20 protein-coding genes are annotated in these 26,077 nt (G+C 36.8%); 8 read left to right on the forward strand and 12 right to left on the reverse strand.

The window, feature by feature from the left end:
• Positions 1–150: 150 nt before the first annotated feature.
• The 6 genes from Q0983_RS01965 to Q0983_RS01990 all read right to left on the reverse strand — a co-directional run bounded on the left by Q0983_RS01965 (position 151) and on the right by Q0983_RS01990 (position 10,490).
• Positions 151–1,605, reverse strand: coding sequence for a DUF1501 domain-containing protein (locus Q0983_RS01965; RefSeq protein ID WP_299547955.1), 1,455 nt, complete (start codon positions 1,603–1,605; stop codon positions 151–153).
• A gap of 7 nt (positions 1,606–1,612) precedes the next feature.
• Entirely contained in the window at positions 1,613–3,919 is a 2,307-nt protein-coding gene (locus Q0983_RS01970) for a PSD1 and planctomycete cytochrome C domain-containing protein (RefSeq protein ID WP_299547957.1), read from the reverse strand.
• Complete coding sequence (locus tag Q0983_RS01975; protein ID WP_299547959.1) at positions 3,920–4,975, reverse strand: 6-bladed beta-propeller; 1,056 nt, start codon at positions 4,973–4,975, stop codon at positions 3,920–3,922.
• Positions 4,976–5,133: 158 nt separating this feature from the next.
• The gene (locus tag Q0983_RS01980; protein WP_299547961.1) at positions 5,134–9,081 is read right to left on the reverse strand and encodes a hybrid sensor histidine kinase/response regulator transcription factor; all 3,948 of its coding nucleotides are present in this window, start codon (positions 9,079–9,081) and stop codon (positions 5,134–5,136) included.
• A gap of 111 nt (positions 9,082–9,192) precedes the next feature.
• The gene (gene trpS / locus Q0983_RS01985; RefSeq protein ID WP_299547964.1) at positions 9,193–10,161 is read right to left on the reverse strand and encodes a tryptophan--tRNA ligase; all 969 of its coding nucleotides are present in this window, start codon (positions 10,159–10,161) and stop codon (positions 9,193–9,195) included.
• Positions 10,162–10,247: 86 nt separating this feature from the next.
• On the reverse strand, positions 10,248–10,490 hold the full coding sequence (locus Q0983_RS01990; protein ID WP_299547967.1) for a GlsB/YeaQ/YmgE family stress response membrane protein: 243 nt from the start codon (positions 10,488–10,490) through the stop codon (positions 10,248–10,250).
• Positions 10,491–10,555: 65 nt separating this feature from the next.
• On the opposite strand from Q0983_RS01990, the gene Q0983_RS01995 reads away from it, so the two are divergent.
• Positions 10,556–11,293, forward strand: coding sequence for a lysophospholipid acyltransferase family protein (locus Q0983_RS01995; RefSeq protein ID WP_299547970.1), 738 nt, complete (start codon positions 10,556–10,558; stop codon positions 11,291–11,293).
• An 85-nt stretch (positions 11,294–11,378) separates the two neighbouring features.
• Here Q0983_RS01995 and Q0983_RS02000 read toward each other — a convergent pair whose 3' ends face one another.
• From Q0983_RS02000 to recA, 4 genes are all read right to left on the reverse strand, one after another.
• Positions 11,379–12,875: a hypothetical protein gene (locus Q0983_RS02000; RefSeq protein ID WP_299547973.1), complete on the reverse strand. Its 1,497-nt coding sequence runs from the start codon at positions 12,873–12,875 to the stop codon at positions 11,379–11,381.
• On the reverse strand, positions 12,876–13,418 hold the full coding sequence (locus Q0983_RS02005) for a sigma-70 family RNA polymerase sigma factor (protein WP_299547975.1): 543 nt from the start codon (positions 13,416–13,418) through the stop codon (positions 12,876–12,878). It abuts the gene before it with no gap.
• A 32-nt stretch (positions 13,419–13,450) separates the two neighbouring features.
• Complete coding sequence (locus tag Q0983_RS02010; protein ID WP_299547977.1) at positions 13,451–13,861, reverse strand: hypothetical protein; 411 nt, start codon at positions 13,859–13,861, stop codon at positions 13,451–13,453.
• 112 nt (positions 13,862–13,973) lie between these two features.
• Positions 13,974–14,972, reverse strand: a complete 999-nt coding sequence (gene recA, locus Q0983_RS02015) for a recombinase RecA (protein WP_299547979.1) — start codon at positions 14,970–14,972, stop codon at positions 13,974–13,976.
• Between the two features lie 285 nt (positions 14,973–15,257).
• Between recA and Q0983_RS02020 the strand changes: the two genes are divergently transcribed.
• The 6 genes from Q0983_RS02020 (at position 15,258) to Q0983_RS02045 (ending at position 22,015) form a co-directional block, all read left to right on the forward strand.
• Positions 15,258–16,331 (forward strand): rhodanese-related sulfurtransferase, encoded by a 1,074-nt coding sequence (locus tag Q0983_RS02020; protein ID WP_299547982.1) that lies wholly within the window; start codon positions 15,258–15,260, stop codon positions 16,329–16,331.
• A 4-nt stretch (positions 16,332–16,335) separates the two neighbouring features.
• On the forward strand, positions 16,336–17,580 hold the full coding sequence (locus tag Q0983_RS02025) for a peptidase U32 family protein (protein ID WP_299547984.1): 1,245 nt from the start codon (positions 16,336–16,338) through the stop codon (positions 17,578–17,580).
• Positions 17,580–17,810: a ferredoxin gene (locus Q0983_RS02030; RefSeq protein ID WP_299547986.1), complete on the forward strand. Its 231-nt coding sequence runs from the start codon at positions 17,580–17,582 to the stop codon at positions 17,808–17,810. Before Q0983_RS02025 ends, Q0983_RS02030 begins: the two co-directional genes overlap by 1 nt.
• A 112-nt stretch (positions 17,811–17,922) precedes the next feature.
• Positions 17,923–19,107: a regulatory iron-sulfur-containing complex subunit RicT gene (gene ricT, locus Q0983_RS02035; RefSeq protein WP_299547988.1), complete on the forward strand. Its 1,185-nt coding sequence runs from the start codon at positions 17,923–17,925 to the stop codon at positions 19,105–19,107.
• Positions 19,094–19,612: a gliding motility lipoprotein GldH gene (locus tag Q0983_RS02040; protein WP_299547990.1), complete on the forward strand. Its 519-nt coding sequence runs from the start codon at positions 19,094–19,096 to the stop codon at positions 19,610–19,612. The genes ricT and Q0983_RS02040 overlap by 14 nt, the downstream gene beginning before the upstream one ends.
• A gap of 48 nt (positions 19,613–19,660) precedes the next feature.
• Complete coding sequence (locus tag Q0983_RS02045) at positions 19,661–22,015, forward strand: transglycosylase domain-containing protein (RefSeq protein ID WP_299547992.1); 2,355 nt, start codon at positions 19,661–19,663, stop codon at positions 22,013–22,015.
• A gap of 2 nt (positions 22,016–22,017) precedes the next feature.
• Here the strand turns inward: Q0983_RS02045 and Q0983_RS02050 are convergent, their stop codons facing one another.
• Complete coding sequence (locus Q0983_RS02050) at positions 22,018–23,976, reverse strand: acetoacetate--CoA ligase (RefSeq protein WP_299547994.1); 1,959 nt, start codon at positions 23,974–23,976, stop codon at positions 22,018–22,020.
• A 250-nt stretch (positions 23,977–24,226) separates the two neighbouring features.
• Between Q0983_RS02050 and Q0983_RS02055 the strand changes: the two genes are divergently transcribed.
• The gene (locus Q0983_RS02055) at positions 24,227–24,379 is read left to right on the forward strand and encodes a hypothetical protein (RefSeq protein ID WP_299547996.1); all 153 of its coding nucleotides are present in this window, start codon (positions 24,227–24,229) and stop codon (positions 24,377–24,379) included.
• Here Q0983_RS02055 and Q0983_RS02060 read toward each other — a convergent pair.
• Positions 24,374–26,056, reverse strand: a complete 1,683-nt coding sequence (locus tag Q0983_RS02060; RefSeq protein WP_299547998.1) for an ABC transporter ATP-binding protein — start codon at positions 26,054–26,056, stop codon at positions 24,374–24,376. The genes Q0983_RS02055 and Q0983_RS02060 overlap by 6 nt on opposite strands.
• Positions 26,057–26,077: the final 21 nt, after the last annotated feature.

Below are 26,077 nucleotides of genomic sequence, written 5' to 3' on the forward strand. Positions count from 1 at the left end.
GGGAAAATGTAAAATAAGAGGATGCATTCTTCCCAACGGTTGCAACCAAAATGGAATCGAGATTTGACTTTCAAAAATCAACAGCACTACTAAAAAGGAGTGCATAAAAAATAGGAGGTTTAATATCCAGTATTCTAATTTCTTCATATACTACGCCAAAATATCTTTAACTACATGCCCGTGAACGTCGGTTAACCTAAATCGTCTCCCCAGGTATTTATAAGTTAATTTTTCATGATCGAGACCCATTAAATGCATTATGGTGGCTTGCAGATCATGAATATGCACAGGGTTTTTTACTATATTATATCCAAATTCATCTGTTTCTCCATAAGAAATGCCTCCTTTAACACCACCGCCAGCCATAAAAATACTGAAGCTTCTGGGGTGATGGTCTCTTCCATAATTGTCTTTCGTTAATTTCCCTTGACAATAGTTAGTTCTTCCAAATTCGCCACCCCATATAACCAGGGTTTCATCCAGGAGCCCTCTTTGTTTCAGATCTGTAATTAATGCAGCCGATGCTTTATCTACGTCCAAAGCTTGTTTAGGCATTTCATTAGGTAAATTACCATGTTGGTCCCAACCCTGATGATACAATTGGACAAACCTAACACCAGCTTCAGAGAGTTTTCTTGCCAACAGGCAATTTGAGGCATAAGTTCCGGGTATCATAGAATCTGCCCCGTACATTTTAGTGATATGGTCGGGTTCTTTAGATAAATCTGTTATTTCGGGAACAGCCGTTTGCATTCTGAATGCCATTTCATACTGTCTAATTTTAGAATGGATTTCCGGATCTCCAAATTCAGCATGCCCCAGATTGTTTAGTTCCGCTAAATGGTCCAACATTTTTCTACGCTGAGCCTTGTCCATACCCTCTGGGTTGTTCAAATACAAAATTGGGTCTTCACTGGCACTCAATTGCACACCTTGATGGGTGCTATCCAGGAAACCATTGGACCATAGTTTTGAATATACTCCTTGACCATTTCCCGATCCTTTTGACAATAGAACACAGAAAGCGGGTAGGTTTTTATTCTCACTACCTAAACCGTAGCTGAACCAGGACCCCATACTAGGTCTGTTACCTTGTTGTGCACCGGTTTGTAAGAATGTTAAGGCTGGATCATGATTAATGGCATCGGTGTGCATACTTTTAATGACACAGATATCATCTGTGATTTTTGCAATATTTGGAAACAGGTCGCTTACCCATGTTCCCGACTTTCCATATTGTTTGAAGTCGAATTTGGAACCAACCAGAGGAAAACTCTTTTGATTGGCGGTCATTCCTGTTAATCTTTGGCCTTGCCTGATAGAGTCCGGCAAATCCTGACCAAACATCTCATTCAGTTTTGGTTTGTAGTCAAAACTTTCCAATTGTGATGGTGCTCCATTTTGCGTAAGCATGATAATTCGCTTTGCTTTTGTGGCAAAATGTTTTATTCCAAGAGGCAATTGGTCTTCAGATGCACCAGAACCTTTAAATAAATTAGGAATCAGCAAAGATCCAAGAGCGGCACCGCCAACTCCCATGGCCATTTTGCCCAAAAAATGCCTGCGATTTATGTTTAATCGATGTTCAAAGAATTCTTTATCCATTTGCTTTTTAGCTTTTCATTATTGTTTCTTCCATGTTGTACAGGGTATGTATGATTTGCATTAAAGAAGCAATCTCAATATCATTTCTTCCCTTAGAAATTGGGTATTCACCTACATCAATAAATGATCTGGCATTTTCAGTTTCGGATTTAAATAGTTCCTTTTGTTCATTGTAATAATTTACTAGTATCGTTTTTTCTTCTGGTTTGATTTTACGACAGATAATTAACTGAAAAGCTTTTTCAATTTTTTCTTCTACGGATAGATTCTGGTTATTTAAACGCTCAGATAATACTCTGGAAGACTCCAAAACAGTTGGACTATTTAACATAATTAATGCCTGTAAAGGTGTAGAGGTGCTATGCCTTTTTACCTCACATTGATCTCTGGATGCTGCATCAAAAGTTGTTTGTACCGGAGGTAAAACGGTTCTTTTAATAAAGGTGTATATGCCACGGCGATAAAGTTTGTTTCCGTGATCTTGAACATATTGTGTTAGAAACCCCCGATTTGAGCTGGCAGAAGCCCAAAGATTATCTGGTTGATAGGGTTTTACACTGGAACCTCCAATTTCCATATTTAACAACCCGCTGCTTTTTAATACATGATCTCTTATCATTTCAGCATTCAGACGTGTTCTGGGCATTCTGGATAAATATATATTTTCGGGATCTATGTCTAATTTTTTAGAATCAACTATGGCAGATTGCCTATAGGTAGCAGAAGTAACCATTTGTTTTATAAGTCTTTTTATATCCCAGCCATGTTCCCGAAAATCTATGGACAGCCAATTAAGCAATTCTAAATGAGACGGTAGGTCGCCTTGCATTCCAAAATCACCTGAGGTATTTACAATACCACGTCCAAAAATATCCTGCCAAACCCGGTTTACATAAACCCTTGAGGTTAACGGATTCTTTGGATCGAATAACCATTTAGCCAGACCTAATCGGTTTGATTTAAATTTACTTTTATCAAATTCTAAAATAGCCGCAGGTGTATCAAAATCTACGATTTCGCCTTTTCCGTCATAAACCCCCCGTTCAAGTACATGAGTTGTTCTTATACCAACGGAGTCTTTCATGACCATAACACGAATGGTATCTATAGATTTTTTGTTGATAAAGGGGAGGCTGTCATTAATTAACTCTGTTGAGAGTTCTATAAATGGGGGGTCTGCAAAAACACCTACTGCTGTGGCGTACAAGCCTTTTTCTGGTACTTTATCAAAAAAGGCAAAGGTTTTAAAATAGTCTTGTTGAGATATAGGATCGTACTTGTGATCATGACATTTTGCACACTCGTAAGTTAAACCCAAAAATGCTTTTCCAAAGGTATTTGTTCGATCGGTAACATACTCAATACGGTATTCTTCATCAATAACACCACCTTCCTGTGTTATTTTATGATTTCTATTAAATCCTGTGGCGAGGACGGTTTCAATGTTTTTATCCGGTAAGAGGTCTCCTGCCAACTGCCAGGTGACAAATTTGTTGTAAGGGTAGTTTTCATTATAGGCATGAATGACCCAATCCCGCCAGGGCCACATAGTCCTTCCATCGTCATCTTGATAACCATGAGAATCAGCATATCGCGCTACATCAAGCCAAGGGACTGCCATTTTTTCCCCGTAATGCTTACTGGCTAAAAGTTTATCTACAATATGTTCGTAGGCATTACTTGAGGTATCGTTCAAAAACTCGTTTTGTAATTCAATCGATGGAGGCAAGCCGGTTAAGTCAAATGCCACCCGTTTTAAAAGACGTTCTTTTTTCGCCCCGGGGTTTGGTTGTAAACCATTGCTTTCAATCTTATTCAATATGAAATAGTCTATTTCATTAATAGTCCAGACCTCGTTGTTTACTTTTGGAAGTTCCGGTTTATTAGGAGGTGTAAAAGCCCAATGTGATTGATATTTTGCGCCCTGCTTGATCCATTTTTTTATAATTTTGATTTCGTACTCTGATAGCTTTAGGTTGGAGTCTGTAGGAGGCATTATTTTGGATGTGTCTTCTGAGGAAATCCTTAAAAAAACTTCCGACTCCAGAGGTTTGCCACTTACTATAACATGCTTGTTGATATCATCTTTTAAAGCTTTAAAAGCACCTTCTTCTGTGTCCAATCGCAGTTCGGCAGCTCTTTTATTAGCATCGGGACCATGGCAATTAAAACATTTGTCCGAAAGAATAGGTCTAACGTCAAAATTGTAATCAACAATTTTAGGGATTTCTTTTTTAGGAATATTTGTATATGCGCGATGGTCTTTACAGGAAGACACTATTATTAACCCAATTAATATAAATCTCAGATTCATTTATACTCTTTCTAATTTTATAGGATATGATTTGTTGGCATTCCATTGGCAGATGTAAAGATTTTTATCTTCATCTACACAAACATCATGACAATGGTGGAATATAGGAGTACTTTGAAGCATAAGTTGAAGTTCTGTGTCTTCATATTTTGGTTCTGTACCACCGGGGTTAGAAATTACTTTATCATTTTTATCTAAAATGGTAACAAAACCAGAGTTAGGAACACGTTCTAAATATTTCATTCTGGACCAACAAACACCTGAATAAATATTTTCCTCATCTATTACAGGTCTGCAAACGTAGGCTCCTGGCAGAAAAATAGTAGATATATATTTACCATCAAGCGTAAATCTTTTAAACGAATTATGCCCTCTGGATGTACATAAAAGGGTTATGTTATTGGGGTCTCTATCATCAATAGCAACTCCATGAGCATTGTTTAACTGTTCATCGTTATGTCCTCTTCCTCCAAATTTTCTAATGAATTCTCCATCTTTATTAAACTGTAAAATCCAATCAGAGCCATAGCCATCAGAAACATAAATGTCACCATTAGGAGCAATGGCTGTTTCTGTCGGTTTATAGTTCATGTTTTTACTATATACTCCAATGTCTTGAGGTTTGGGTAACTCCATTAGAACTTTTCCGTCTACGGTAGTTTTTACAACTTTACCTTCCGGATCTGTAATAAACAGCATGTCTTCATTACCTTCCTTAAATAGGGTCAATCCATGTCCGGATTTGTATTCATGCCCCCAGGTTGAAATTAATTTACCGGACTTATCATAAATAATGATATTGTTTTTGGTTTCATCGGTAATCATAATTAAACGACCTCTTGAATCCAAAACCATTTCATGGCAATTCTTTATAGGTGTGCTGTTAGGGTCTAAGTTTCCCCAGGATTTATGGACACGATAGGTATGATCTCCATGTCCTATAATGTCATCATGTAATTCAGGTTTCTTTAATATTGTAAAGGCATAAGTAGGTACTGATAAAGCCGTACTTGCTAATGTTGTTTTTTTTACAAAGTCTCTTCGTGAGTTTGCCATGGTATTTTAGTGTTTTATATTTATTGAAAGGAGAAATCCTGAAAAACAAAACCAAAAGATTTTATTAATCAAAAGAATGCTTTCAAAATTAACCTGAAACCTAAAAAGCAAAGGTGGACTTTTTGTATAAAATGTTGCAAATATTGAACAAAGAGCTCCTATACGGACTTCCTGGGAAGATAGTGAGACGGCGGATTACCAAATTCTTTTTTAAACGAGCGACTAAAATATCGGTTATCGTTATAACCTGTTTTATAGGCTATTTCTTTTAATGTATGGTGCCCCTCTTTAATAAGTTGCATTGCAATGGAAAGCCTGTAAGAATTGATATATTCAATAATGGATTTTCCAGTAAGCGCTTGAATTTTTCTGTAGAGTTGAGATCTTCCAATGCCTAGTTCAGAGCAAAGTTTATCAATGGAAAGCTCCGAATTTTCAAGATGTTCATTTAGCTTTAGATTGATTTTTTCCAGATATTTATCGGTAGTTTCTATATTTGAACTATTAGCCTTTGCACTAGTTTGTTTTTCGAAGTTTTTAAGCAATTGATATCTGCTATCCAGTATGTTTTTAATTTTAAGCTTGATTTCGGAAATGTTGAAAGGCTTTTGAATGTAATCTTCGGCACCTGTGGTCAACCCCTTAATTTTGTTATCAACTCCTGTTTTTGCGGTTAAAAATAAAACTGGAATATGGGAAGTCAGGTCATTACTTTTTAATTGATTGGCCAGTTGAATGCCATCAGACTCAGGCATCATAATATCGCTAATAATAACATCTGGTAATGTTGCTATGGCAATTTGTAAACCTTCTTTGCCATTTTCTGCTCCAATGACCTGATAACGCTCTTTTAATTCATCTGAAATGTAGTTTCGAATATCGTTATTGTCTTCTACTATTAAAACCAAGGTTTTATCGGAGTCAATTTCTGCAAGTTTGAGATTTTTGGCAACATTTTCATCGGGATAATCTTCATAACCTATAGGAATCTCAACCTTAAAGTGGCATCCTTCTTTGGTGTCGGTTTTTAGCTCAATTTTTCCCCTATGAAGTTCAACCAGTTCGGCTGTAAGCGATAACCCTATGCCACTACTGTATCCAAAGTCCGGGTCTTTATCCAGGCGATAAAAACGTTCAAATACCTTTTCCCTATATTTCATGGGTATTCCTGAGCCATTATCAATAACATGAATTTCCATAGTACCACTGGAAACCTTATTATCTTGATTTAGTTCAATATCCTTGAGACGCACCAATAACTCAACTTGTCCACCATTTGGGGTATACTTAAAAGCATTAGAAATAAGATTAGTTACTATTTTTTTCAGGACATCAGAATCAAAATACAGTTCGACCATTTTGGTTGGAAGTTCATTAATATACCTGATACCTTTTTCCTTAGACAGGTATAAGGATGATGCGTTGATATTATTAAAAACCGAAAAATCCTTTTGTGCCGTAATTATGAGTTTTCGATCACTTTCTAATTTTCTGAAATCCAGAATTTGATTAACCAGTTCTAACAGTCTTGAACTGTTACGATGCATCATTTCCAAAACCTTATTATTTGGTTTTATATTTTCCTGAACGAACTTATCTAAAGGTGAGGTGAGTAAGGTTAGAGGTGTGCGTAATTCGTGAGATATATTTGTAAAAAACTTAAGTTTCATTTTAGCGACTTCTTCAAACCGCTTTACACGTTCTTTTTCAATTTCAAATTTGGAACGATTTCGTTCTTTTCTAATCACCAGCCAAAGGACCAGAGCAAAAGCTCCCGAGATAAGGCAAACGCCTAAAATTTTAACCCATAAACGCTCCCAGAAAGGAGGATGCACATAAACACTCACCTCTTTTAAATCTTCACCCCAAACACCATGTTCATTGGTGGCTTTTACCATGAAAGTATAATTCCCGGAAGGAATATTGGTATACGTTGCTTTTTGATTATTATGGGCTTGAACCCAGGACTCGTCATAGCCATCTAATTTGTAAGCGAACTTGCAACGACCATTATTATTGTAATTGATAACCTGAAACTCAAATTCAAACTTTTTGTCACTGTAGCTTAAGTTAACGCTATTTTCAATCTCTATATTTTTGGTAATGTAACTGCTATTTGGAGATACAATTTCATTATTTACCCACAACCGTGAAATATATAATTTGGGACTCTCATCATTTTCTTTAACCTCTTTGGGGTCAAAAATCATAAGCTCCTTATCCGTATTAAAAACGAGTTCGCCGGTTTCTAAATGCAAACTGGATCTTCCTATTCTATGGGAAGGCAAGCCATCTTGTTCAATTAAAATACGGACTTTATCATGCTTATAGTCATATTTTATAAGTCCGTTAAGAGTTCCAATCCAAAAATTATTTTCGGAATCCTGTTCAATTGAATTAACAATTTTGTCCTTTATTATAGGATTATCACATTGTGTAAAAGTTCCGGTTATCTCATCCAGTTTACATAATCCAGCCCTGGTTCCTATCCAAAGTTGATGTTCATTGTCTTCGAATATGTCATTGACAAAATTGTTGTTCAAAGTTGTTTTGTCTCCAATTTTGTGTCTGTAATGAAGAAACTCCTGTGATTCCGGAAGATATTTTTTTAATCCATCGCCTTCGGTTCCGATCCAAATCTCACCTTTGCTATCTTCAAATATGGCTATCGCATGATGAAAATACCCAATGCCATTAGGTTCATTCCAATCACATTCGAAGTGTGTGATTTGTTTTGATACCATGTCATATTTGGAAACACCAAGGATCTCACCAACCCATAGTTGTTTGTTTTTGGTTTGAATTGCTGCATAAGGTCTGGGGTTCTTAGAGGTTTGAGGTAATTGCTGAATCAAATCTCCTTCAAATGTAAATTCATAATAGAAACTGTTATCTACCACCCAGACATTGTTGTTTTCGTTCGTAGCAATGAATGGTCTCCCATGAAACTCTATTTTTAGTTTTTGAAGTTCCTTAGACGACTTGTCAAGTATATAAATACCGTTGGCTTCAGAAACCCAATAATTGGAATTAGTTTTAGCTATAACTCCTTTAAAACTTTCTTTGAAAAAAGGTTTAAAAAATGTCGTTGTTCTTTCTATATGGAAAAAACTGCCTGAATGATCTAATACCCAGGAAGTATTCTTTTTAATATTATGGAATATTCTTGCCAGTGAAAATCCCGTTTCAGAGTCAAACAATGTATTTAATCTAATCTCTTGCTTGAGGTTCAAATTCTGATCGGTAATAAACATCGTGTCTCCACTTAAAAACCAACAGTTGTCGTCATCTTCTTTTTCCATTCCATGGGCATACCCATTGGTAAGGTCTATTTCCGAGAATTTATTTTTGGGATTGTAAATTAAAAACCGTTCAGATGCCGTAATCAATTTTCCATTAAAGTATTCCAGTTTGCTATGAAATTGAGATGTTGTTTCAGGTGTTTTGAAAATACGTTCAAATGTTTGTGTTTTGGGATTGAATATATTGAGTCCTTTCCAGGTGGCCACTACCAACTTTCCATTTGAGATTTCTTCAATATCAATAACGTTGTCATGACTAATACTGGAGGTATCATTCAAGTCAAATTTGAATGATTTAAAGGTATTGGTTTTGCGATTCATTAAATTTAAGCCGCCACCGTCCGTACCTATATAAAAATGATTGTCTTTTGTTTCGAATATGGTTTGTATTTCATTGAAACTGAGGCTTTCCGGGTTTTCTTCGTTATGGGTAAATCGCTGAAAGCAATCACAATTTCTATTGTATTTTAGTAGCCCTCCTCCATATGTTCCAATCCATAATGTGTTTTGCTTATCTTCATAGAGGGAACTAATATTGTTATCTGTAATACTGGTTTTATCGGTTTCGTCTTTTAAATAATTTTTGAAGTTTTTGCCATCATATCGCCATAACCCATTAGTCGAACCTATCCATAGAAAACCATAGGAATCTTCTAAAATAGCATTGGCTCTTGTTTCGATTGGTAGTTTAAACTGAGTAATCTTAAAACGGTCTATAAATTTTTGCGCATAAAGATTTTGAGCAAAGAATAATAGAAGGGCAGATAAGAAAAATATATATTTTATATTCTTACTCGGAGACATGAATAAACCGCTTTTAATTTAGTTTCTAAATATACATAAAGTGACTGTTGTTTAGAAATTTAGCATTAATAGCAGTCTTGTAAAAAAGCTTAATTAATTTGAAATTATACCTTAATACCCAACCTTTTCTCTCACTCTGTTTAGAACCTCATTGGCTACCAATTTCGCTTTTTCAGCACCTTTAGCAAGCGCTTTATCAAGTTCATCAAGGTTGTTCATGTAATAGTTGTATGTTTCTCTTTCTGAAGCAAATGTTTCAACAATTAACTCAAATAAAGCCTGTTTGGCGTGCCCGTAACCGTAGCCGCCGTTTTCATAATTTGCTTTCATGGTTTCCTTCTGCTGGTCATTGGCTAAAAGGCTGTAGATGGCAAAACAGTTACAGGTTTTCCAATCTTTGGGATCTTCCAAAGGCGTGCTATCGGTTTTGATAGTCATGATCTGCTTTCGAAGTTTTTTATCGTCTAAAAAGATATTAATGATATTCCCTTTACTTTTACTCATCTTTTCTCCATCAGTCCCCGGAATAAGCATAGTCTCTTTTTGAATATCGGCTTTAGGCAGCACAAATGTTTCTCCTACTTTAGAGTGGAAACGCGAAGCCACGTCTCGTGTCATTTCAATATGTTGCTCCTGGTCTTTTCCTACCGGAATAATTTCGGCATCGTACATTAAAATATCGGCGGCCATGAGCATAGGATATGTAAATAATCCGGAATTTACATCTTCCAATCTATCGGCTTTATCCTTAAAACTATGGGCTAATGTTAAACGTTGGTAAGGGAAGAAGCAGTTTAAGTACCAGGTTAATTCGGTTACTTGCGGCACATCACTTTGCCTGTAAAACACACTTTTTTCAATATCTAAGCCAAATGCTAACCAGGCAGCAGCAGTTGAATATGTATTCTCTCTTAGGGTTTTGGCATCTTTGATCTGTGTTAAAGAATGCAGGTTTGCAATAAACAAATAAGAATCATTGTCAGGTTTTTCAGCCATTTTAATTGCCGGAATTATAGCGCCTAAAATATTTCCTAAATGAGGTGTTCCTGTACTTTGTATGCCCGTGAGTATTCTTGCCATGATGTGAAATAAACCGCAAATTTAAAGATAAGTTATGCAATAAAAAAAGTGGCAAACGCCACTTTTATATATTTTTTATAGAAAATCTATTTTTTAAACAGTCCGGCTACAAACAGAATGACGCAAGCGCCTATGGCTCCGGTTAAAATATCACCGATAACACCGCCTAATAAATTAATATTTAGCACCCCGAACAGCCAGTTTCCAACAAACCCGCCAATAATACCAATAACAATATTTAAAAGTACTCCAAAACCACCCCCCTTCATTAATTTTCCCGCTAACCATCCGGCAATAGCACCAACCAATAAAGCATATAATAAACTCATAATAGAATATTTTTTAAATTAATATGTTTTAAAGATACTAAATATTAATAGTACTTTTGAAGTTGATGAATATCTTCAAATACATTTTTTGGATCCTTTACCGTATTTGGTTTTACATTCTTGTGGCGGTACCCATCATTATCATGTTTCCCATTCTTTTAATTTCAATTTCTAAAGAATCGTGGTATCCGTTCTTCTTTAAATTGGCTCGTATCTGGGCTAAATTTATTTTAAAAGGGATGGGTTTTAGATATACTTTTAAAAGAGATCAGATTCCGGAAAAAGGTAAGAGCTATATGTTTATAGCGAACCATACTTCTATGACTGATATTATGTTAATGTTGGCAGCGGTTAAAAATCCATTTGTTTTTGTTGGAAAGAAAGAACTGGCTAAAATTCCTTTGTTCGGGTTTTTCTACAAACGTACCTGTATTTTGGTTGACAGAAGTTCGGCAAAAAGCAGGCAGGCCGTTTTTTTAAGAGCACAAAGACGATTACAATCGGGCCTCAGTATTTGTATTTTTCCTGAAGGGGGCGTACCGGAAGAACATGTTGAGTTAGACGAATTTAAAGATGGGGCTTTTAGGTTGGCAATTAATCATCAAATACCCATAGTGCCTTTAACATTTGCCGACAATAAAAAACGATTTTCTTACACATTCTTTAGTGGTGGCCCCGGACCTATGCGGGTTAAAATTCACAAGTTTTTATCAACTCAAGGCTTAACAATTGGCGATACTAAAAGCCTGAATGAACAAGCCAGAACCGTTATTTTAAAGCAATTGAGAATATTTAACAAATAAAAAACTGCCTCGGGGAAGAAGCAGTTTTTTTGATAATGGTTTTCGAGCTTAATTGAAAACACATTACCCAGATCTAACCAAAAACCTAGAATTTAATGACGAATCCGGTATAGACCCCTATCATGAAGGGTTGAAAATTACCGGAAGTATTGTTAAATGTATTTATTTGATATTTGAACATAGGTTCTAAATTCAAGTCTAATTTTTCAGATATATTATAGTTAAAGCCCAAACCAAAGTTAGCACTGTAACTTACTTTATTTAAGTTGCTGGCCTCACCTAAAAAGGTTCTGGGGCCGTTTTCTGCTTCAGAAAATATTTTGTTACTGTTTAAAAAGAAAGAACTAAATCCGCCAATAACATTAACACCCAGTTTTTTATCAGATAAAGCATATTGAACTTCCAACGGTACTTCAATATAACCAAAGGTTTGATTAAGGGTGGTGTTAGTAGAATTAAATACCAGAGGGACATCATTGAAATTTGATTCGCTAGCGATGGAAATGTTATCAGATGCTATATTACTACCGGCGCCTTCCCTAACATTTCGTAAAGAACTTTGCACCCCTACTCCCGCTGTTTGAAAAATAACGACATCATTGGTATTGTATCCTAAATTAACCCTATTGATACCCGAACGAATACTTATTTTATCGCTTACAGCATAACTGGCAGAAATACCGTAACTCATATTAACTTCACCGCTTTTTGAGTTGCCATTGAATTGAGGGTCTATGGATGACCCCTGACCTAATGTGTTGAAATAAACAGGTGCAGCATTTGGAGCAATGGCCCATCGGCTTGTTTTTTTGGATTCTTCTAAAAGTTCGTTATGCTCTTCTAAGGCCTCTTCAATAGTAAGGCTTTTTTCTTCTTTTTTGTTTTCGGCTACGGTTTCCTTTTTATTGTCCGTTAATTCATTTTTGGTTTGATCAGTCTCATAAGTATCGGCCACAGGATTAGTGTTTGTGGATTGATTTTGAAGTAAATCGTTTTTGTCTTCTTCTGAATTAACATGAGCTACCGCATTATTCTTTACGTTATTTTGAGCTTCTTTGGTGCTATTGATGTCTTCAGTGTTTTTAGCAATAGCATTATTCCCTTGAGTTTTGTTAAGGTTAGTCTTAGATGTTTTATCAACGCGACTTTCGTTTTTGTCTTTTCCTCCTGAAGTCTCGGCAATTGAGGTTTCTTTTTGTGATACAGTGTTATCAGAAGGAGTATTAGTATTTTCAACATTTTCAGGGGTTACACCTTCATCACCCGAACTGGAAACAACAGTATTTTCGTCGTTTAAATCGTTTTGAGTTTTTGCTTCCGGATCGTTAGGGTTCATGGTTTCATCTACTACTTCAATGGGTGTCGTGTTGTCATTATCACTAAAATAAATAACACCTATAGTAAGCAACAGTAAAAGTAAAGCAGCAACACCGGCATAACGCCACCAAATAGGAATCACGCGCCTTTTCTTTTTCTTTTTTAGGTTAGCTTCAATGTTTTTCCAAACGGCATCGCTTGGCGTAGCTTCAAAATCTTTAAAGCTTTCCTGAAATAACCTGTCAATATGTTTCTTCTCACTCATTTATAATGATTGTAAACTTTGGGACAATTTATAATCTTGAATGTTTTGTTTCAAAATCTGTCTGGCTCGTGCCAGGTTTGATTTTGAAGTTCCTACATTTATATCTAGCATGTCTGCTATATCTTTATGCGAATACCCGTCAAGTACATACAGGTTAAAAACCAACCTGTACCTGTCTGGTAATTCCTGAATGATCTGTAAAAGAAAATCCAATGAAAAGGTTTCATCATCAATTTCAACGGCATCATCTTCAATGCTATTTTCATTTACAATATCAAACACTTTTTCGTTTCTGTAACGCTGTAAAACAGTATTTACAGTAACGCGTTTTAACCAACCTTCAAAAGAACCTTTATGCTTATATTGTTCTATTTTATGAAAAATTGTAAGAAATGCGTCTTGCAAATTATCTTCGGCTTCGGCATAGTTACGCGAATACTTCAAGCAAACAGAGAATAACTTACTTGAAAAAAGTTTGTATAATTCTCCCTGAGCTTTAGTATCATTAATTTTACAATTTTCTATGAGTTGGTTTAAACTCAAATTTAAACATGTATTAATTAATACTTATTCTTTTACTCAACCACGGGCACTTCGATAGTTAAGAACTGACTTTCCCCGTTGTTATCTTCGCCTTGCCAAAATTTAAAAATATAAGAACCGGTATTGGTAACTATAAAATTAAATGTAGCTTCCACCAAGGCGTCATTAAGGTTTTCACAATCATTACGTTCAAAAACATAATTTATGGGTGCCACCGTTCGCTCATTTAGTTCTTTCAAATAATAAAAATCTCTAAACGCGTAACATGTTGAGGGTCTAAAATAAGAAATAGTAACAGGATATGTTTCTCCTAATACAAATTCTGTAGGCATGTCTACACTCTCAACGGGCAAAACTTCAAAACTAAAATTAGTACCATCATCGTCAACACTACAGGATGCAAAAAGCATAAGTGTTAAACATAGCAAAATAACTCTTTTCATAGCAAATAGTTTTAGGGTTAAATACATGTTTACACCTAATAGATGCTATGGAGGTTGAATGGTTGCGTATGAAAATAAAAAAATCCCAATGATTTTGGGACTTTTTAACAGGTTATGAAGTTACGATGTCTCTAACTTTAGCTTCAAGCTCATCCATGAGTTCTGGGTTATCTTTTATCAATGCTTTTACAGCATCTCTGCCTTGGCCCAGTTTGGTGTCTTGATAACTAAACCAGGAACCACTTTTTTTAATGATCTCATTGTCAACAGCAATATCCAGGATTTCACCTACTTTAGAAACCCCTTCACCATACATAATATCAAACTCTGCCGTTTTAAACGGCGGAGCTACTTTATTTTTAACCACTTTCACCCTGGTTTTATTACCGGCAACACTGCCATCCGTATGTTTTATTTGTGTAGAGCGCCTGATGTCTAATCTTACCGATGCATAAAATTTTAAGGCATTACCACCGGTTGTGGTCTCCGGATTACCAAACATAACCCCAATTTTTTCACGTAACTGGTTGATGAAAATGACCGTACAATTGGTTTTACTGATGGAAGCCGTTAGCTTTCTTAAGGCTTGAGACATTAAACGTGCATGGAGCCCCATTTTAGAGTCCCCCATTTCGCCTTCAATTTCACTTTTTGGGGTCAGCGCAGCCACCGAGTCCACTACTACAATATCAATGGCGCCTGAACGAATTAAATTATCAGCAATTTCCAAAGCCTGTTCTCCGTTATCAGGTTGAGAAATGATCAGATTATCAATATCAACGCCTAATTTTTCGGCATAAAACCTGTCAAAAGCATGCTCCGCATCAATAAAAGCAGCAATACCACCGGTCTTTTGAGCTTCGGCTATGGCATGTAAGGTTAAAGTGGTCTTTCCTGAAGATTCCGGGCCATAGATCTCAATAACACGGCCACGCGGATAACCACCAACACCTAAGGCAATATCCAATCCTAAAGATCCTGATGAAATGGCATCTACATCTTCAACAGCGGCATCGCTCATTTTCATTACCGTACCTTTTCCGTAGGCTTTATCTAATTTATCTAATGTAAGTTTTAATGCTTTTAATTTTGCTTCTTTTTCGCTACTCATGTATCTGTTTTTTTCTGAAGTTATGCTTGCTAAAATACTATAACTTTTTTCACAATACAATTTTATGACGCAACCTTTTTCCACAATTTGTATCTAGTATAAAAGTGGGAAAAACTTTGCTGTGAAAAATACCTGCTTCGTTATAACTAAAACTAACTCAATTCTGACTGAAAAGCACTTTATGCCCCTAAAGTGCTTTTTTTATTTTGTAAATAGCTGATTCTGTGTAAAAGGTGTACCTTTGCGGCTCAAAATATTTCTTTAATCTTAAAACATTGGTATAGCATGCAACTGTACAATAAATTAAGTGCAAAAGAAAGAGCAGCGTTAATTGAGAAAGCAGGGAAAGATCGATTAACACTTTCTTTTTATCAATATGCCAACATTGGCAATCCGCAAGAATTCAGAGACCAACTTTTTATTGTTTGGGATAAACTGGATGTTTTAGGCAGAATTTATATAGCTACCGAAGGCATTAACGGGCAACTGTCATTACCTGCAGACCGTTTTAACGAATTCAAGGCACACCTGGACACCATAGACTTTTTAAAAGATATCAGGCTAAATATTGCAATTGAGCAGGATAATATGTCGTTCTTAAAACTTAAAGTTAAGGTACGCCATAAAATTGTAGCTGACGGATTAAATGACGACACCTTTGATGTAACCGATAAGGGTGTTCATGTTGGAGCGCAAAAATTCAATGATCTAATAGAAGACAGGGATACCATTCTTGTAGATATGCGTAACCATTACGAAAGTGAAATAGGCCATTTTAAAAATGCCATAACACCGGATGTTGACACCTTTAGAGAATCGTTGGATATTATTGAAGATGATTTAAAAGAACACAAAGAAGACAAAAACCTGGTGATGTATTGTACTGGTGGTATCCGTTGCGAAAAAGCCAGTGCTTATTTTAAACATAAAGGCTTTAAAAATGTCTTTCAGCTGGAAGGCGGTATTATAGAATATACGCGTCAGGTAAAAGAGCAGGAATTGGAAAACAAATTCATTGGTAAAAACTTTGTGTTTGATGAACGCAGGGCTGAAAAAATCAGCGATGATGTCATTGCTCAATGTCATCAGTGTGGTAAACCGGCCGATGTACATACCAATTGTGCCAATGATGCCTGTCACCTGTTATTCATTCAATGTGACGAATGCAAAGAAGCCATGAACAATTGCTGTTCTACAAACTGTAAAGAGATACACGCCTTACCTTATGAAGAACAAAAAGCTTTAAGAAAAGGGCAAGGGAATAGTAATGATATCTTTAAAAAAGGAAGAGCTGACCACTTACCTTTTAAAAAAGACTTAAGAAACATACACGAAACTCTAAAAGCAGATAAAAAATAAAGCTATGCAACAGATTGAATTAATGGCACCGGCCGGAAACTTTGAATCGCTACAGGCTGCTTTGGATAATGGCGCCGATTCTGTGTATTTTGGCGTGGAGCAATTGAATATGCGGGCCAGAGCCTCCATCAACTTTACTTTGGATGACCTGGAAGAAATATCCCAAAGATGTAAAGCCAAAAATGTTCGTACTTACCTTACCTTAAATACGATTATTTACGATCATGACCTGTCTATTGTAAAGACCCTGATAAAAAAAGCTAAGGAAGCCGATATTACAGCGGTTATAGCTATGGATCAGGCTGTGATTGGTATGGCAAGAGAGCAGGGTATGGAAGTGCATATTTCAACTCAAATAAACATTACTAATATTGAAACGGTTAAGTTTTATGCCATGTTTGCCGATACCATGGTGTTGAGTAGAGAGTTGAGTTTGCGCCAGGTAAAGAAGATCACCGAGCAAATAGAAAAAGAGCAAATAAAGGGACCTTCCGGTAGATTGGTGGAGATTGAAATTTTCGGACACGGTGCGCTTTGTATGGCGGTTTCAGGGAAATGCTATATGAGTTTGCATTCGTATAACTCTTCTGCAAACAGAGGTGCCTGTAAGCAAAACTGCAGAAAAAAATACACGGTTATCGATCAGGAAACCGGTTTTGAAATGGAACTGGACAATGAGTACATCATGTCGCCTAAAGATCTGTGTACTATTGATTTCTTAGACCAGGTTGCTGATGCCGGCATTAAAGTTTTGAAGATTGAAGGACGTGGCAGGGCCCCTGAATATGTAGCGAAAGTAATTAAATGCTATCGCGAAGCTATAGATAGTATAGCCGATGGGACTTATAATAAAGATGAAGTCATTTCCTGGATGCAAACTTTGGAAACAGTTTACAACAGGGGGTTTTGGAGTGGATATTATTTAGGTCAGAAGTTAGGTGAATGGAGTAAAGGGTCCGGTTCACATGCCACGCAAAAGAAGGTTTATATAGGCAAGGGGATGCACTATTTCCCAAAACCTGAAATTGGAGAATTTAAGATTGAGGCTTTCGATTTAAGTATAGGCGATACGATTTTAATCACCGGACCAACAACCGGTGTGAAGGAATTAAAAGTTGAAGACATGCTGGTTAATGACGAAAAATTAACTTCAGCTTCAAAAGGAGATTCCGTTACCATTCCGTTAGGGTTTAGAATCAGGCCTTCCGACAAGCTTTATAAAATTGTTGAAAACAAAGTAGAGGCTTAATGGTAGTAGTCACCTTGCAGCGCGATAAGTGCATAGGTTGTAACTATTGCGTGGAATTGGCGCCAAACCAGTTTCAAATGTCAAAAAAGGATGGAAAAAGTGTGTTATTGCGTTCCCAAGAAAAGAAAGGATTCTATACAGTGAAATCACCGGATGATTTTATCTTTGAGGACTGTGATAAAGCTGCTAAAGCATGTCCTGTAAAGATTATTAGTGTAAAAAACGTTTAGTTTTTTGAGTAGCTTTTCAGGTAACCATAATAATCTTATCTTTACAGATCGAATTTAATATGAACCGTCATTCGTAATAATTTAATTATTAGCGAATTCAATATATAAATCTATGGCTTGTACAAGCTGTTCTACTAAAGATGGCCAACCAAAAGGCTGTAAAAATAATGGTACTTGCGGGTCTGACAGTTGTAATAAACTAACCGTTTTTGATTGGTTGTCAAACATGTCACTTCCTAATGTGGAAAAACCCTATAACTGGGTTGAAGTCCGTTATAAAAATGGCAGGAAAGAGTACTATCATAACCCCGATAATATTTCACTGAGTATTGGCGACATTGTGGCTACACAGGCTAAAGCAGGTCATGATATTGGTATGATCACCCTGGCCGGAGAATTGGTGCGTGTTCAAATGAAGCGTAAAAATATCTCCGACAATATAGACGAAGGCCTTAAAATTTACCGAAAGGCGTCTCAAAAAGATATTGATATCTGGACTAAGTCGCGTGACAGGGAAGAACCCATGAAGGTGAAAGCACGTCAGTTTGCCATTGATCTGAGTTTGGAAATGAAGATTTCAGATATTGAATTTCAAGGTGATGGTAGTAAAGCCACGTTCTATTACACCGCAGAAGAACGCGTGGATTTCAGAGAACTTATTAAAGTGTTTGCCCGTGAGTTCAGAACGCGTATAGAAATGAAACAGGTTGGTTTCCGTCAGGAAGCCTCAAGGCTTGGAGGTATTGGTTCTTGCGGACGTGAACTGTGTTGCTCTACCTGGTTAACAGATTTCCGTTCGGTGAGTACCTCAGCGGCTCGTTATCAGCAATTATCATTAAATCCTCAAAAATTGGCAGGTCAATGTGGTAAGTTAAAGTGCTGTTTGAACTATGAGCTGGATACGTATCTGGATGCTTTGAAAGACTTTCCTAAAACAGATGCAAAACTTCAGACTGAAAAGGGAATTGCCGTATGCCAAAAAACCGATATTTTTAAAAGGCATCTGTGGTACGCCTACGAAGGTGAGTGGAACAATTGGCATAAATTAACCACAGATCAGGTTAATGAGATCATAGATTTAAATAAGAAAAAACAAAAGGTTGCCAGTCTTGAGGAGTATGCTGCAGACCTTGTTGAAGATACTAAAACGGAGTTTGAGAACGTTGTAGGTCAAGATAGTTTAACACGTTTTGATAATCCAAAATCAAAAAGACGACGTAAAAATAATAGGAACAGAAAGAATAATCGAAACAGAAACAAAAGAAAACCTCAAAACAGTAAAAATGCGGCAAAATAACCTTTCGACTGCGCTCAAGACAAGTATTTGGTCATTCGTTGTTATGCTTTCTTTTGTATGGGTTTCCTGTGATTCAAACCGCGTGTTTGACACCTATAAATCTATTCCCAATACTTGGCATAAAGATTCTATTGTAAGCTTTAAAGTAACACCGCCGGATTCAACAAATGCCTACAATTTATTTGTTAATTTAAGAAATACCAATGCGTATAAGTACAACAATTTGTTTTTGATTGTTGAAATGGTCTTCCCGCACGGGAAAACTGTTAAAGATACGCTGGAATACAGAATGGCGGACCCTGGTGGTAAGCTCTTAGGAACCGGATATACCGATGTTAAAGAAAATAAACTTTGGTATAAAGAACAGGTTGTTTTTCAGGAAGCCGGAGAATATACCGTTAAAATTCAACAAGCCATGAGAGAGAACGGAAAGGTTCATGGCGTTGTTGAACTTGAAGGAATTACCGATGTAGGCTTTAGAATTGAAAAGCCGGACACAAAATAACAATCATAACTTTAAATACTTAAGACACCTAGAACTTAAGGCACTTAAATGATGACAACAAAAAAGAAAAAAACCGCTGCCCCAGATTTTTCAAAATACATTCGTTGGTTTTGGATGTTTTTTTCTGGTGCGATATTATCAGTAGGACTTATTTTTTTAGCAGCTTCCTGGGGCTGGTTAGGTGAAATGCCTGATCATACGCAATTGGAAAATCTGAAATCTAACCTGGCCACCGAAATCATATCTTCTGATGGACAAACCTTAGGGAAATTCTATTTCAATGATAACAGAACACCAGTTGGTTTTGATGATTTACCTCAGCATTTGGTGGATGCGTTAATTGCTACTGAAGATGCTCGTTTTCGTAACCATTCCGGAGTTGATGCCAGAGGGACACTGAGAGCCGCTGTTTTTCTAGGTGGAAGAGGAGGTGCCAGTACCATATCTCAACAATTAGCTAAATTATTTTTCACTAAAAAAGCTTCCGGTAATATTGTTAAGAGAATGATTCAAAAGGTGAAGGAATGGGTTATTGCTACTCGTTTAGAGCGTCAATACACTAAAGAAGAAATTATTGTTCAGTATTTTAATAAATACGATTTTTTAAATAATGCAGATGGCATTAGAAGTGCGGCTCGGATTTATTTCGGGAAAGAACCGAAAGAATTGTCTTTAAAGGAGTCCGCCATGTTGGTAGGAATGTTCAAAAATTCAGCATTGTATAATCCATTGAGAAACCCTATTGGAGTTAAAAACAGACGTAATGTGGTTTTGGGTCAAATGTATAAGTATGAGTACATAACTGAAGCTGTTAAGGATTCACTTCAGGAAACAGAGTTAGATGTAAAATATACCCCGGAATCACACAGAGAAGGATTAGCAACCTATTTTAGGGAATATTTAAGAAGTTTTATGAAAGATTGGGCTGAAAAAGAAGAAAACAGAAAGCCTGATGGTTCAAAATATAATATTAATAGTGATGGACTTAAGGTTTATACTACCATTGATTCACGGATGCAAAAATATGCTGAAGAGGCTGTTCAACAGCATATGCCCAGGTTGCAGGCTGAGTTTTTTCATCAAAACACCCCAAAACGAAATCCTACAGCACCGTTTTTAGAATTAACACGAGGAGCTATTGATACTTTGATGCGTAATTCTATGCGACAATCAGAACGCTGGAGGCATATGAAGTATGATTTGAAAAAATCTGATAAAGAGATAAAAGAATCGTTTCAAAAGCCCACAAAAATGACTGTTTTTGAATGGAAAGATGGCGTTGCCAGCGAAGTTGATACAGTGATGAAACCGTGGGACTCCATGCGCTATTATAAATCGTTTTTACGTACAGGTATGATGTCAATGGATCCTCATACGGGGCATGTAAAAGCCTGGGTGGGTGGGATGAACTACAGACATTTCCAGTATGATATGGTGAAGCAGGGGAAGCGTCAAATAGGATCCACTTTTAAGCCATTAGTCTATACTGCGGCTATAGATCAGTTACATTATTCACCCTGTGATGAATTTCCGGACACACCTTATTGCATAGAAAAAATGAAGCATGGTAATATGGAGGAATGGTGTCCCAGAAATTCCGGAGGGGAAGATGATTATGGAGGAACAAGAACCTTACAAAATGCCTTGGCTAATTCTGTAAACACCATTACTGCCAGATTAATCGATAAAGTAGGACCACAGCCGGTGGTTGATTTAGCCAGAAAATTGGGTATAGAATCCGATATGCTCGCAACTCCAGCTATTGCTTTGGGAACAGCTGATATTAGTGTTTATGAGATGGTAGGTGCTTATTCAACTTTTGCCAATAAGGGTGTTTATACAAAACCTGTTATGGTAACTACTATTGAAGACAAGAATGGAACCGTTTTATATCAGTTTAAGCCAGAAACCCGGGATGTTTTAAGCGAGGAAACCGCTTATGTAACGGTAAAGCTTATGGAGGGTGTTACTCAATATGGTTCAGGTGCTCGATTAAGGGGAAAAGGCAGGGATGCTTACAGAGTTGACTACAGAGAAGTGGTAACCGGTTACCCCTATGAATTTGAAAACCCTATTGCCGGGAAAACAGGGACGACTCAAAACCAAAGTGATGGTTGGTTTATGGGTATGGTCCCTAACTTGGTTACAGGTGTTTGGGTGGGCGCTGAAGATAGGGCAGCCCATTTTAAAGATATAACTTACGGACAAGGGGCAGCCATGGCCTTACCCATCTGGGGCTTGTATATGAAAAGCTGCTATGCCGATGAAACCCTTAATGTGTCTAAGGAAGAATTCGAGGAGCCTGAAGAATTATCAATAGAGGTTGATTGTTCTAAAATCAAAAAAGAGGCTACAATTGAAGATGAACTGGAGGAAGAAACCCCGGATTTAGACTTTGGTTAAACCTATATTGTTTCAGCAAACTCTATAAAAAACCGGACAGATTCCGGGTTGCGCATAGCATCTATGTTTATAGATTTTTCTATTGGCATTTTAAGCAAGATCTTTTTAACAGGAGCTTCCATTTTCTTACCACTAATGGTATAAGGAATATCGTCAACCACAATAATGTCATCCGGTACATGGCGTGGCGAATAATCACTTTTTAACTGACTATTAATGTCTTGTTTAATGTCCTCGGTTAAAGAAACGCCATCTTTTAGCTTGACAAACAAAGGCATATAGTGCTTACCGCCTTCCAGTTCAAGATTGATTATTAAAGCATCTTCTACAGCCTTTATTTTATTAACGGCTCTGTATATTTCACTGGTACCAATTCTAATACCATGCCTGTTGAGCGTAGCATCCGAGCGACCATAAATCACGAGCCCCCTGGTTTTAGAATTGATCTTTATAAAATCACCATGCCGCCATTTTCCGGGATAATCTTCAAAATAACTCGCTTTATACCGGGCCTGGTCTGTATCGTTCCAAAAGTAAATGGGCATGGAAGGCATGGGTTTATCAATCACCATTTCGCCTAAATCATCTTCAACAGGATTACCCATATCATCTAATGCAAATAAAGATACGCCTAAAGCACGACACTGTATTTCCCCGGAATGTACGGCGTATAACGGTGTGCCACCTACAAAAGCAGTACAAACATCCGTTCCACCGGCCATAGAGCAAAGCCAAACATCCGTTTTTATGTTATTATAAACATAATCAAAAGCTTCGGCAGGCAGCGGTGCACCGGTAGAGCTTATAGATCTTACAGATGATAAATTATGTTGTACTTTAATATTGAGTTGTTTTTTCATATTGGCTACCAAATAGGGTGCACTTGTCCCAAAATGATTAATACCCAGATCATCTGAAAAACTCCAAAGCGAATCAAATTTCGGATAGGTTGGACTTCCGTCATATAATACAATAGAAGCGCCCATAAGTAAAGCTGATTGCAAAAAGTTCCACATCATCCAACCGGTTGTTGTGAACCAAAAATAGCGTTCACCTTCATGGGTATCATTGTGGAAAGCCATGTACTTATAGTGTTCCAATAAAATACCACCATGCGAATGGACAATCGCTTTAGGCAACCCTGTGGTTCCAGACGAATACAATACCCATATAGGATGGTTAAAATCTACAGGTTGAAATTGTAACTTATCGGCATCCATATTGAAAATGGCATTGATATCTATATATTCATCTGAAAGGCTATCAATGGCTTTATCATTTAAATATGGCAATACAATAACCTGTTCTAAGGTAGGCAGTGAGCTAACGATTTGTTTTACAGTTTCTGTTTTGTCGTAAGGCTTTCCGTTATAGCTATACCCGTCTACAGCAATTAAAACTTTAGGCTTTATTTGAGCAAATCTATTGACTACACTTTCAGTACCAAAGTCAGGTGAGGTGCTGGACCAAATAGCGCCTAATGCATTGGCTGCCAAAAATGCTATGGTTGCTTCCGGAACATTAGGCAAATATGCCACTACGCAATCTCCTTTAGCAACTCCAAGCGATTTAAAATAAGTAGCCATAGAGGCCACCTTTTTTTCAAGTTCCTCCCATGAGATTTCCAGTTGTTTTCCGGATTCATTACTAAAGAAAATAGCGGTTTCTCCAGGTTTGGATTGCCTGAAAATATGTTCCGCATAATTTAAAGTAGCACCTTCAAACCACTTGCAACCGGGCATATTATATGAGGATAAAACCCGGGTATAAGGCGCATAGGACTTTACTTCAAAATAGTTCCAAATGCTTTCCCAAAACGGCTCTGTGTTGTCAATGGACCATGCCCATAAGTCCTGGTAATCATCAAATTGTAAGCCATGGTGTTCTTTAAGCCAATTACAATAGGTTTTTAAATGGCTGTTTTGTTTGAATGCGTTTGAACCTTCCCAAAGTTTTTTCATTGAATAAAGCTGTTTTTCTGTTATCAAATATAAAGATTTAAATGCAGGTTGAATAGTGATGATTTTCAATTAATCTCAATTAAAACTGTATTACTATACTTACTTAGTGTTAAAATAAAATGTATTTCATCGATTTTTATGACTTTTAATCTGATTAATTGAAAAAATGTTATGATATTAGCTATCCCCAAATTAACCAAACCAAATAATAGATTTTTCCAAATCTACCTTGAACTTAACCTACAGAATTATGGAACCAAATATTCCTGAACTACCCACAATTGAGACTTGCCAAGAAGAGCAGGTACCATTGGATGAAAATAAATTGAAAGAAACGCTTCAAGAAAACATTCGTTTTTTTAAAAGTTTGTTTTACTTAACTAAGAAGATATTTATGCTATAAAATGCCTTTTGGTATGGCATCAATTAATTTTTTGGTATAGGCTTTCCTGGGTGTGTTGTAAATGATGTCAGCTTCATCCAGTTCTTCAATTTGACCCTGGTTCATTACCAATAATTGGTCAGACATATATTTAACCACAGCTAAATCGTGCGAAATAAATATATAGGTAAATCCAAAAGCTTCTTTTAGGTCGTTAAGTAAGTTTAGTACTTGTGCTTGTACAGAGATGTCCAGTGCCGAAACGGATTCGTCACAAACAATTAATTTAGGTTGTAGTGCTATAGTTCTTGCTATACCGATACGTTGTCTTTGTCCGCCGGAAAACTCGTGTGGATAGCGATTAAAATGATCTTCAGACAGTCCAACGCTGTTTAGTATCTCAATTACATTTTCTTTGCGTTCTTTATCAGAATGGAACAGTTTGTGAACCCGCATGGGTTCCATTATGGCCTCGCCAACGGGAATTCTGGGGTTTAACGATGAATAGGGGTCCTGGAAAATGATTTGAATGTCTTTCCGAAGTTTTTTAACCTCTGATTTGGAAAGTTTGGTAATATCGGTCCCGTTGTATAGAATTTGTCCTGCCGTAGCTTTATCCAGTTGAAGAATGGCATTTCCCAAAGTAGATTTCCCGCAACCGGATTCACCAACCAACCCTAAAGTTTCACCTTCATAAAGTTTAAAACTTACTTTATTGACGGCTTTAAAGGCTTTGGGTTTTGAAAACCAACCGGATTTGGAAATATATGTTTTCTCAACATTTATAACTTCCAGTAATGGTGGATTACTATATAGTTTTTCATGTTGAAGTTTACGCTGTTCACTTGTTATTATTTCTTTTGAAATAGAATCGTCTAAATAATCCTGAATGGTTGGCAATACTTTTAGCCTTGTGTTTAAAGAGGGTCGGGAGTTAATAAGTGCCTTCGTATAATTGTGCTGAGGTGCCTTGAATATTTTTGAAACCGCTCCCTCTTCAACAATGCTACCCTGGTACATGACCAAAACCCTGTCCGCTATTTCTGAAATTAAAGCCAGGTCATGTGTGATAAAAATAACACTCATCCTGGTTTCGGTTTGAAGCGTTTTCAGCAGCTTAATAATATCTTTTTGTACGGTTACATCTAAGGCAGTTGTGGGCTCGTCAGCAATTAAAATATCCGGTTTACAGGCAATAGCCATAGCAATCATAACCCGTTGCTTTTGACCACCGGAAATTTCATGTGGATACGCCTTAAAAAGGCGTTTCGGGTCAGGTAATTTTACTTTTTTAAACAGTGAAATGACTTCGTTTTTTGCATCAGATTTTGATAAAGCGGTATGCTTCAATAGGATTTCCAGCACTTGTTTCCCACAAGTCATTGACGGATTTAAAGAACTCATAGGTTCCTGGAATATCATGGCAATTTTATTACCGCGAATACCCTGAAATGCTTCCGGGGGCAGTGTTGTTAAATCCCCTTCATGGTAAATAATATTGCCCGATGTGATCTTCGAAATGTTTTTGGGAAGCAGCCCTAAAATAGCTAAAGAAGAAACCGATTTACCGGAACCGGATTCACCAACAATGCCTAAAATTTCGTTTTCCTTTAGGTCATAAGAAATATTATGAATTACTTCATTGTCACCAAATGAAATGGAAAGGTCTTTAACGGATAAAACGGGTTGTTTTTGCATTTGTGTGTTTTATGTTCACCA

It is taken from the genome of Seonamhaeicola sp. (assembly GCF_028281565.1).
In the GTDB taxonomy this organism is placed as follows: Bacteria; Bacteroidota; Bacteroidia; order Flavobacteriales; family Flavobacteriaceae; genus Seonamhaeicola.

What these genes read in the sequence shown, in the direction of transcription:
- Q0983_RS02025 (WP_299547984.1), top strand. Translation starts at nt 16,336, where the DNA reads ATGCAACAGATTGAATTAATGGCACCGGCCGGAAACTTTGAATCGCTA.
- Q0983_RS02030 (WP_299547986.1), top strand. Translation starts at nt 17,580, where the DNA reads ATGGTAGTAGTCACCTTGCAGCGCGATAAGTGCATAGGTTGTAACTAT.
- Q0983_RS02055 (WP_299547996.1), top strand. Translation starts at nt 24,227, where the DNA reads ATGGAACCAAATATTCCTGAACTACCCACAATTGAGACTTGCCAAGAA.
- Q0983_RS01990 (WP_299547967.1), bottom strand. Translation starts at nt 10,490, where the DNA reads ATGAGTTTATTATATGCTTTATTGGTTGGTGCTATTGCCGGATGGTTA.
- Q0983_RS02050 (WP_299547994.1), bottom strand. Translation starts at nt 23,976, where the DNA reads ATGAAAAAACTTTGGGAAGGTTCAAACGCATTCAAACAAAACAGCCAT.
- ricT (WP_299547988.1), top strand. Translation starts at nt 17,923, where the DNA reads ATGGCTTGTACAAGCTGTTCTACTAAAGATGGCCAACCAAAAGGCTGT.
- Q0983_RS02000 (WP_299547973.1), bottom strand. Translation starts at nt 12,875, where the DNA reads ATGAGTGAGAAGAAACATATTGACAGGTTATTTCAGGAAAGCTTTAAA.
- trpS (WP_299547964.1), bottom strand. Translation starts at nt 10,161, where the DNA reads ATGGCAAGAATACTCACGGGCATACAAAGTACAGGAACACCTCATTTA.
- Q0983_RS01995 (WP_299547970.1), top strand. Translation starts at nt 10,556, where the DNA reads ATGAATATCTTCAAATACATTTTTTGGATCCTTTACCGTATTTGGTTT.
- recA (WP_299547979.1), bottom strand. Translation starts at nt 14,972, where the DNA reads ATGAGTAGCGAAAAAGAAGCAAAATTAAAAGCATTAAAACTTACATTA.
- Q0983_RS01970 (WP_299547957.1), bottom strand. Translation starts at nt 3,919, where the DNA reads ATGAATCTGAGATTTATATTAATTGGGTTAATAATAGTGTCTTCCTGT.
- Q0983_RS02045 (WP_299547992.1), top strand. Translation starts at nt 19,661, where the DNA reads ATGATGACAACAAAAAAGAAAAAAACCGCTGCCCCAGATTTTTCAAAA.
- Q0983_RS02010 (WP_299547977.1), bottom strand. Translation starts at nt 13,861, where the DNA reads ATGAAAAGAGTTATTTTGCTATGTTTAACACTTATGCTTTTTGCATCC.
- Q0983_RS01975 (WP_299547959.1), bottom strand. Translation starts at nt 4,975, where the DNA reads ATGGCAAACTCACGAAGAGACTTTGTAAAAAAAACAACATTAGCAAGT.
- Q0983_RS01980 (WP_299547961.1), bottom strand. Translation starts at nt 9,081, where the DNA reads ATGTCTCCGAGTAAGAATATAAAATATATATTTTTCTTATCTGCCCTT.
- Q0983_RS02040 (WP_299547990.1), top strand. Translation starts at nt 19,094, where the DNA reads ATGCGGCAAAATAACCTTTCGACTGCGCTCAAGACAAGTATTTGGTCA.
- Q0983_RS01965 (WP_299547955.1), bottom strand. Translation starts at nt 1,605, where the DNA reads ATGGATAAAGAATTCTTTGAACATCGATTAAACATAAATCGCAGGCAT.
- Q0983_RS02060 (WP_299547998.1), bottom strand. Translation starts at nt 26,056, where the DNA reads ATGCAAAAACAACCCGTTTTATCCGTTAAAGACCTTTCCATTTCATTT.
- Q0983_RS02020 (WP_299547982.1), top strand. Translation starts at nt 15,258, where the DNA reads ATGCAACTGTACAATAAATTAAGTGCAAAAGAAAGAGCAGCGTTAATT.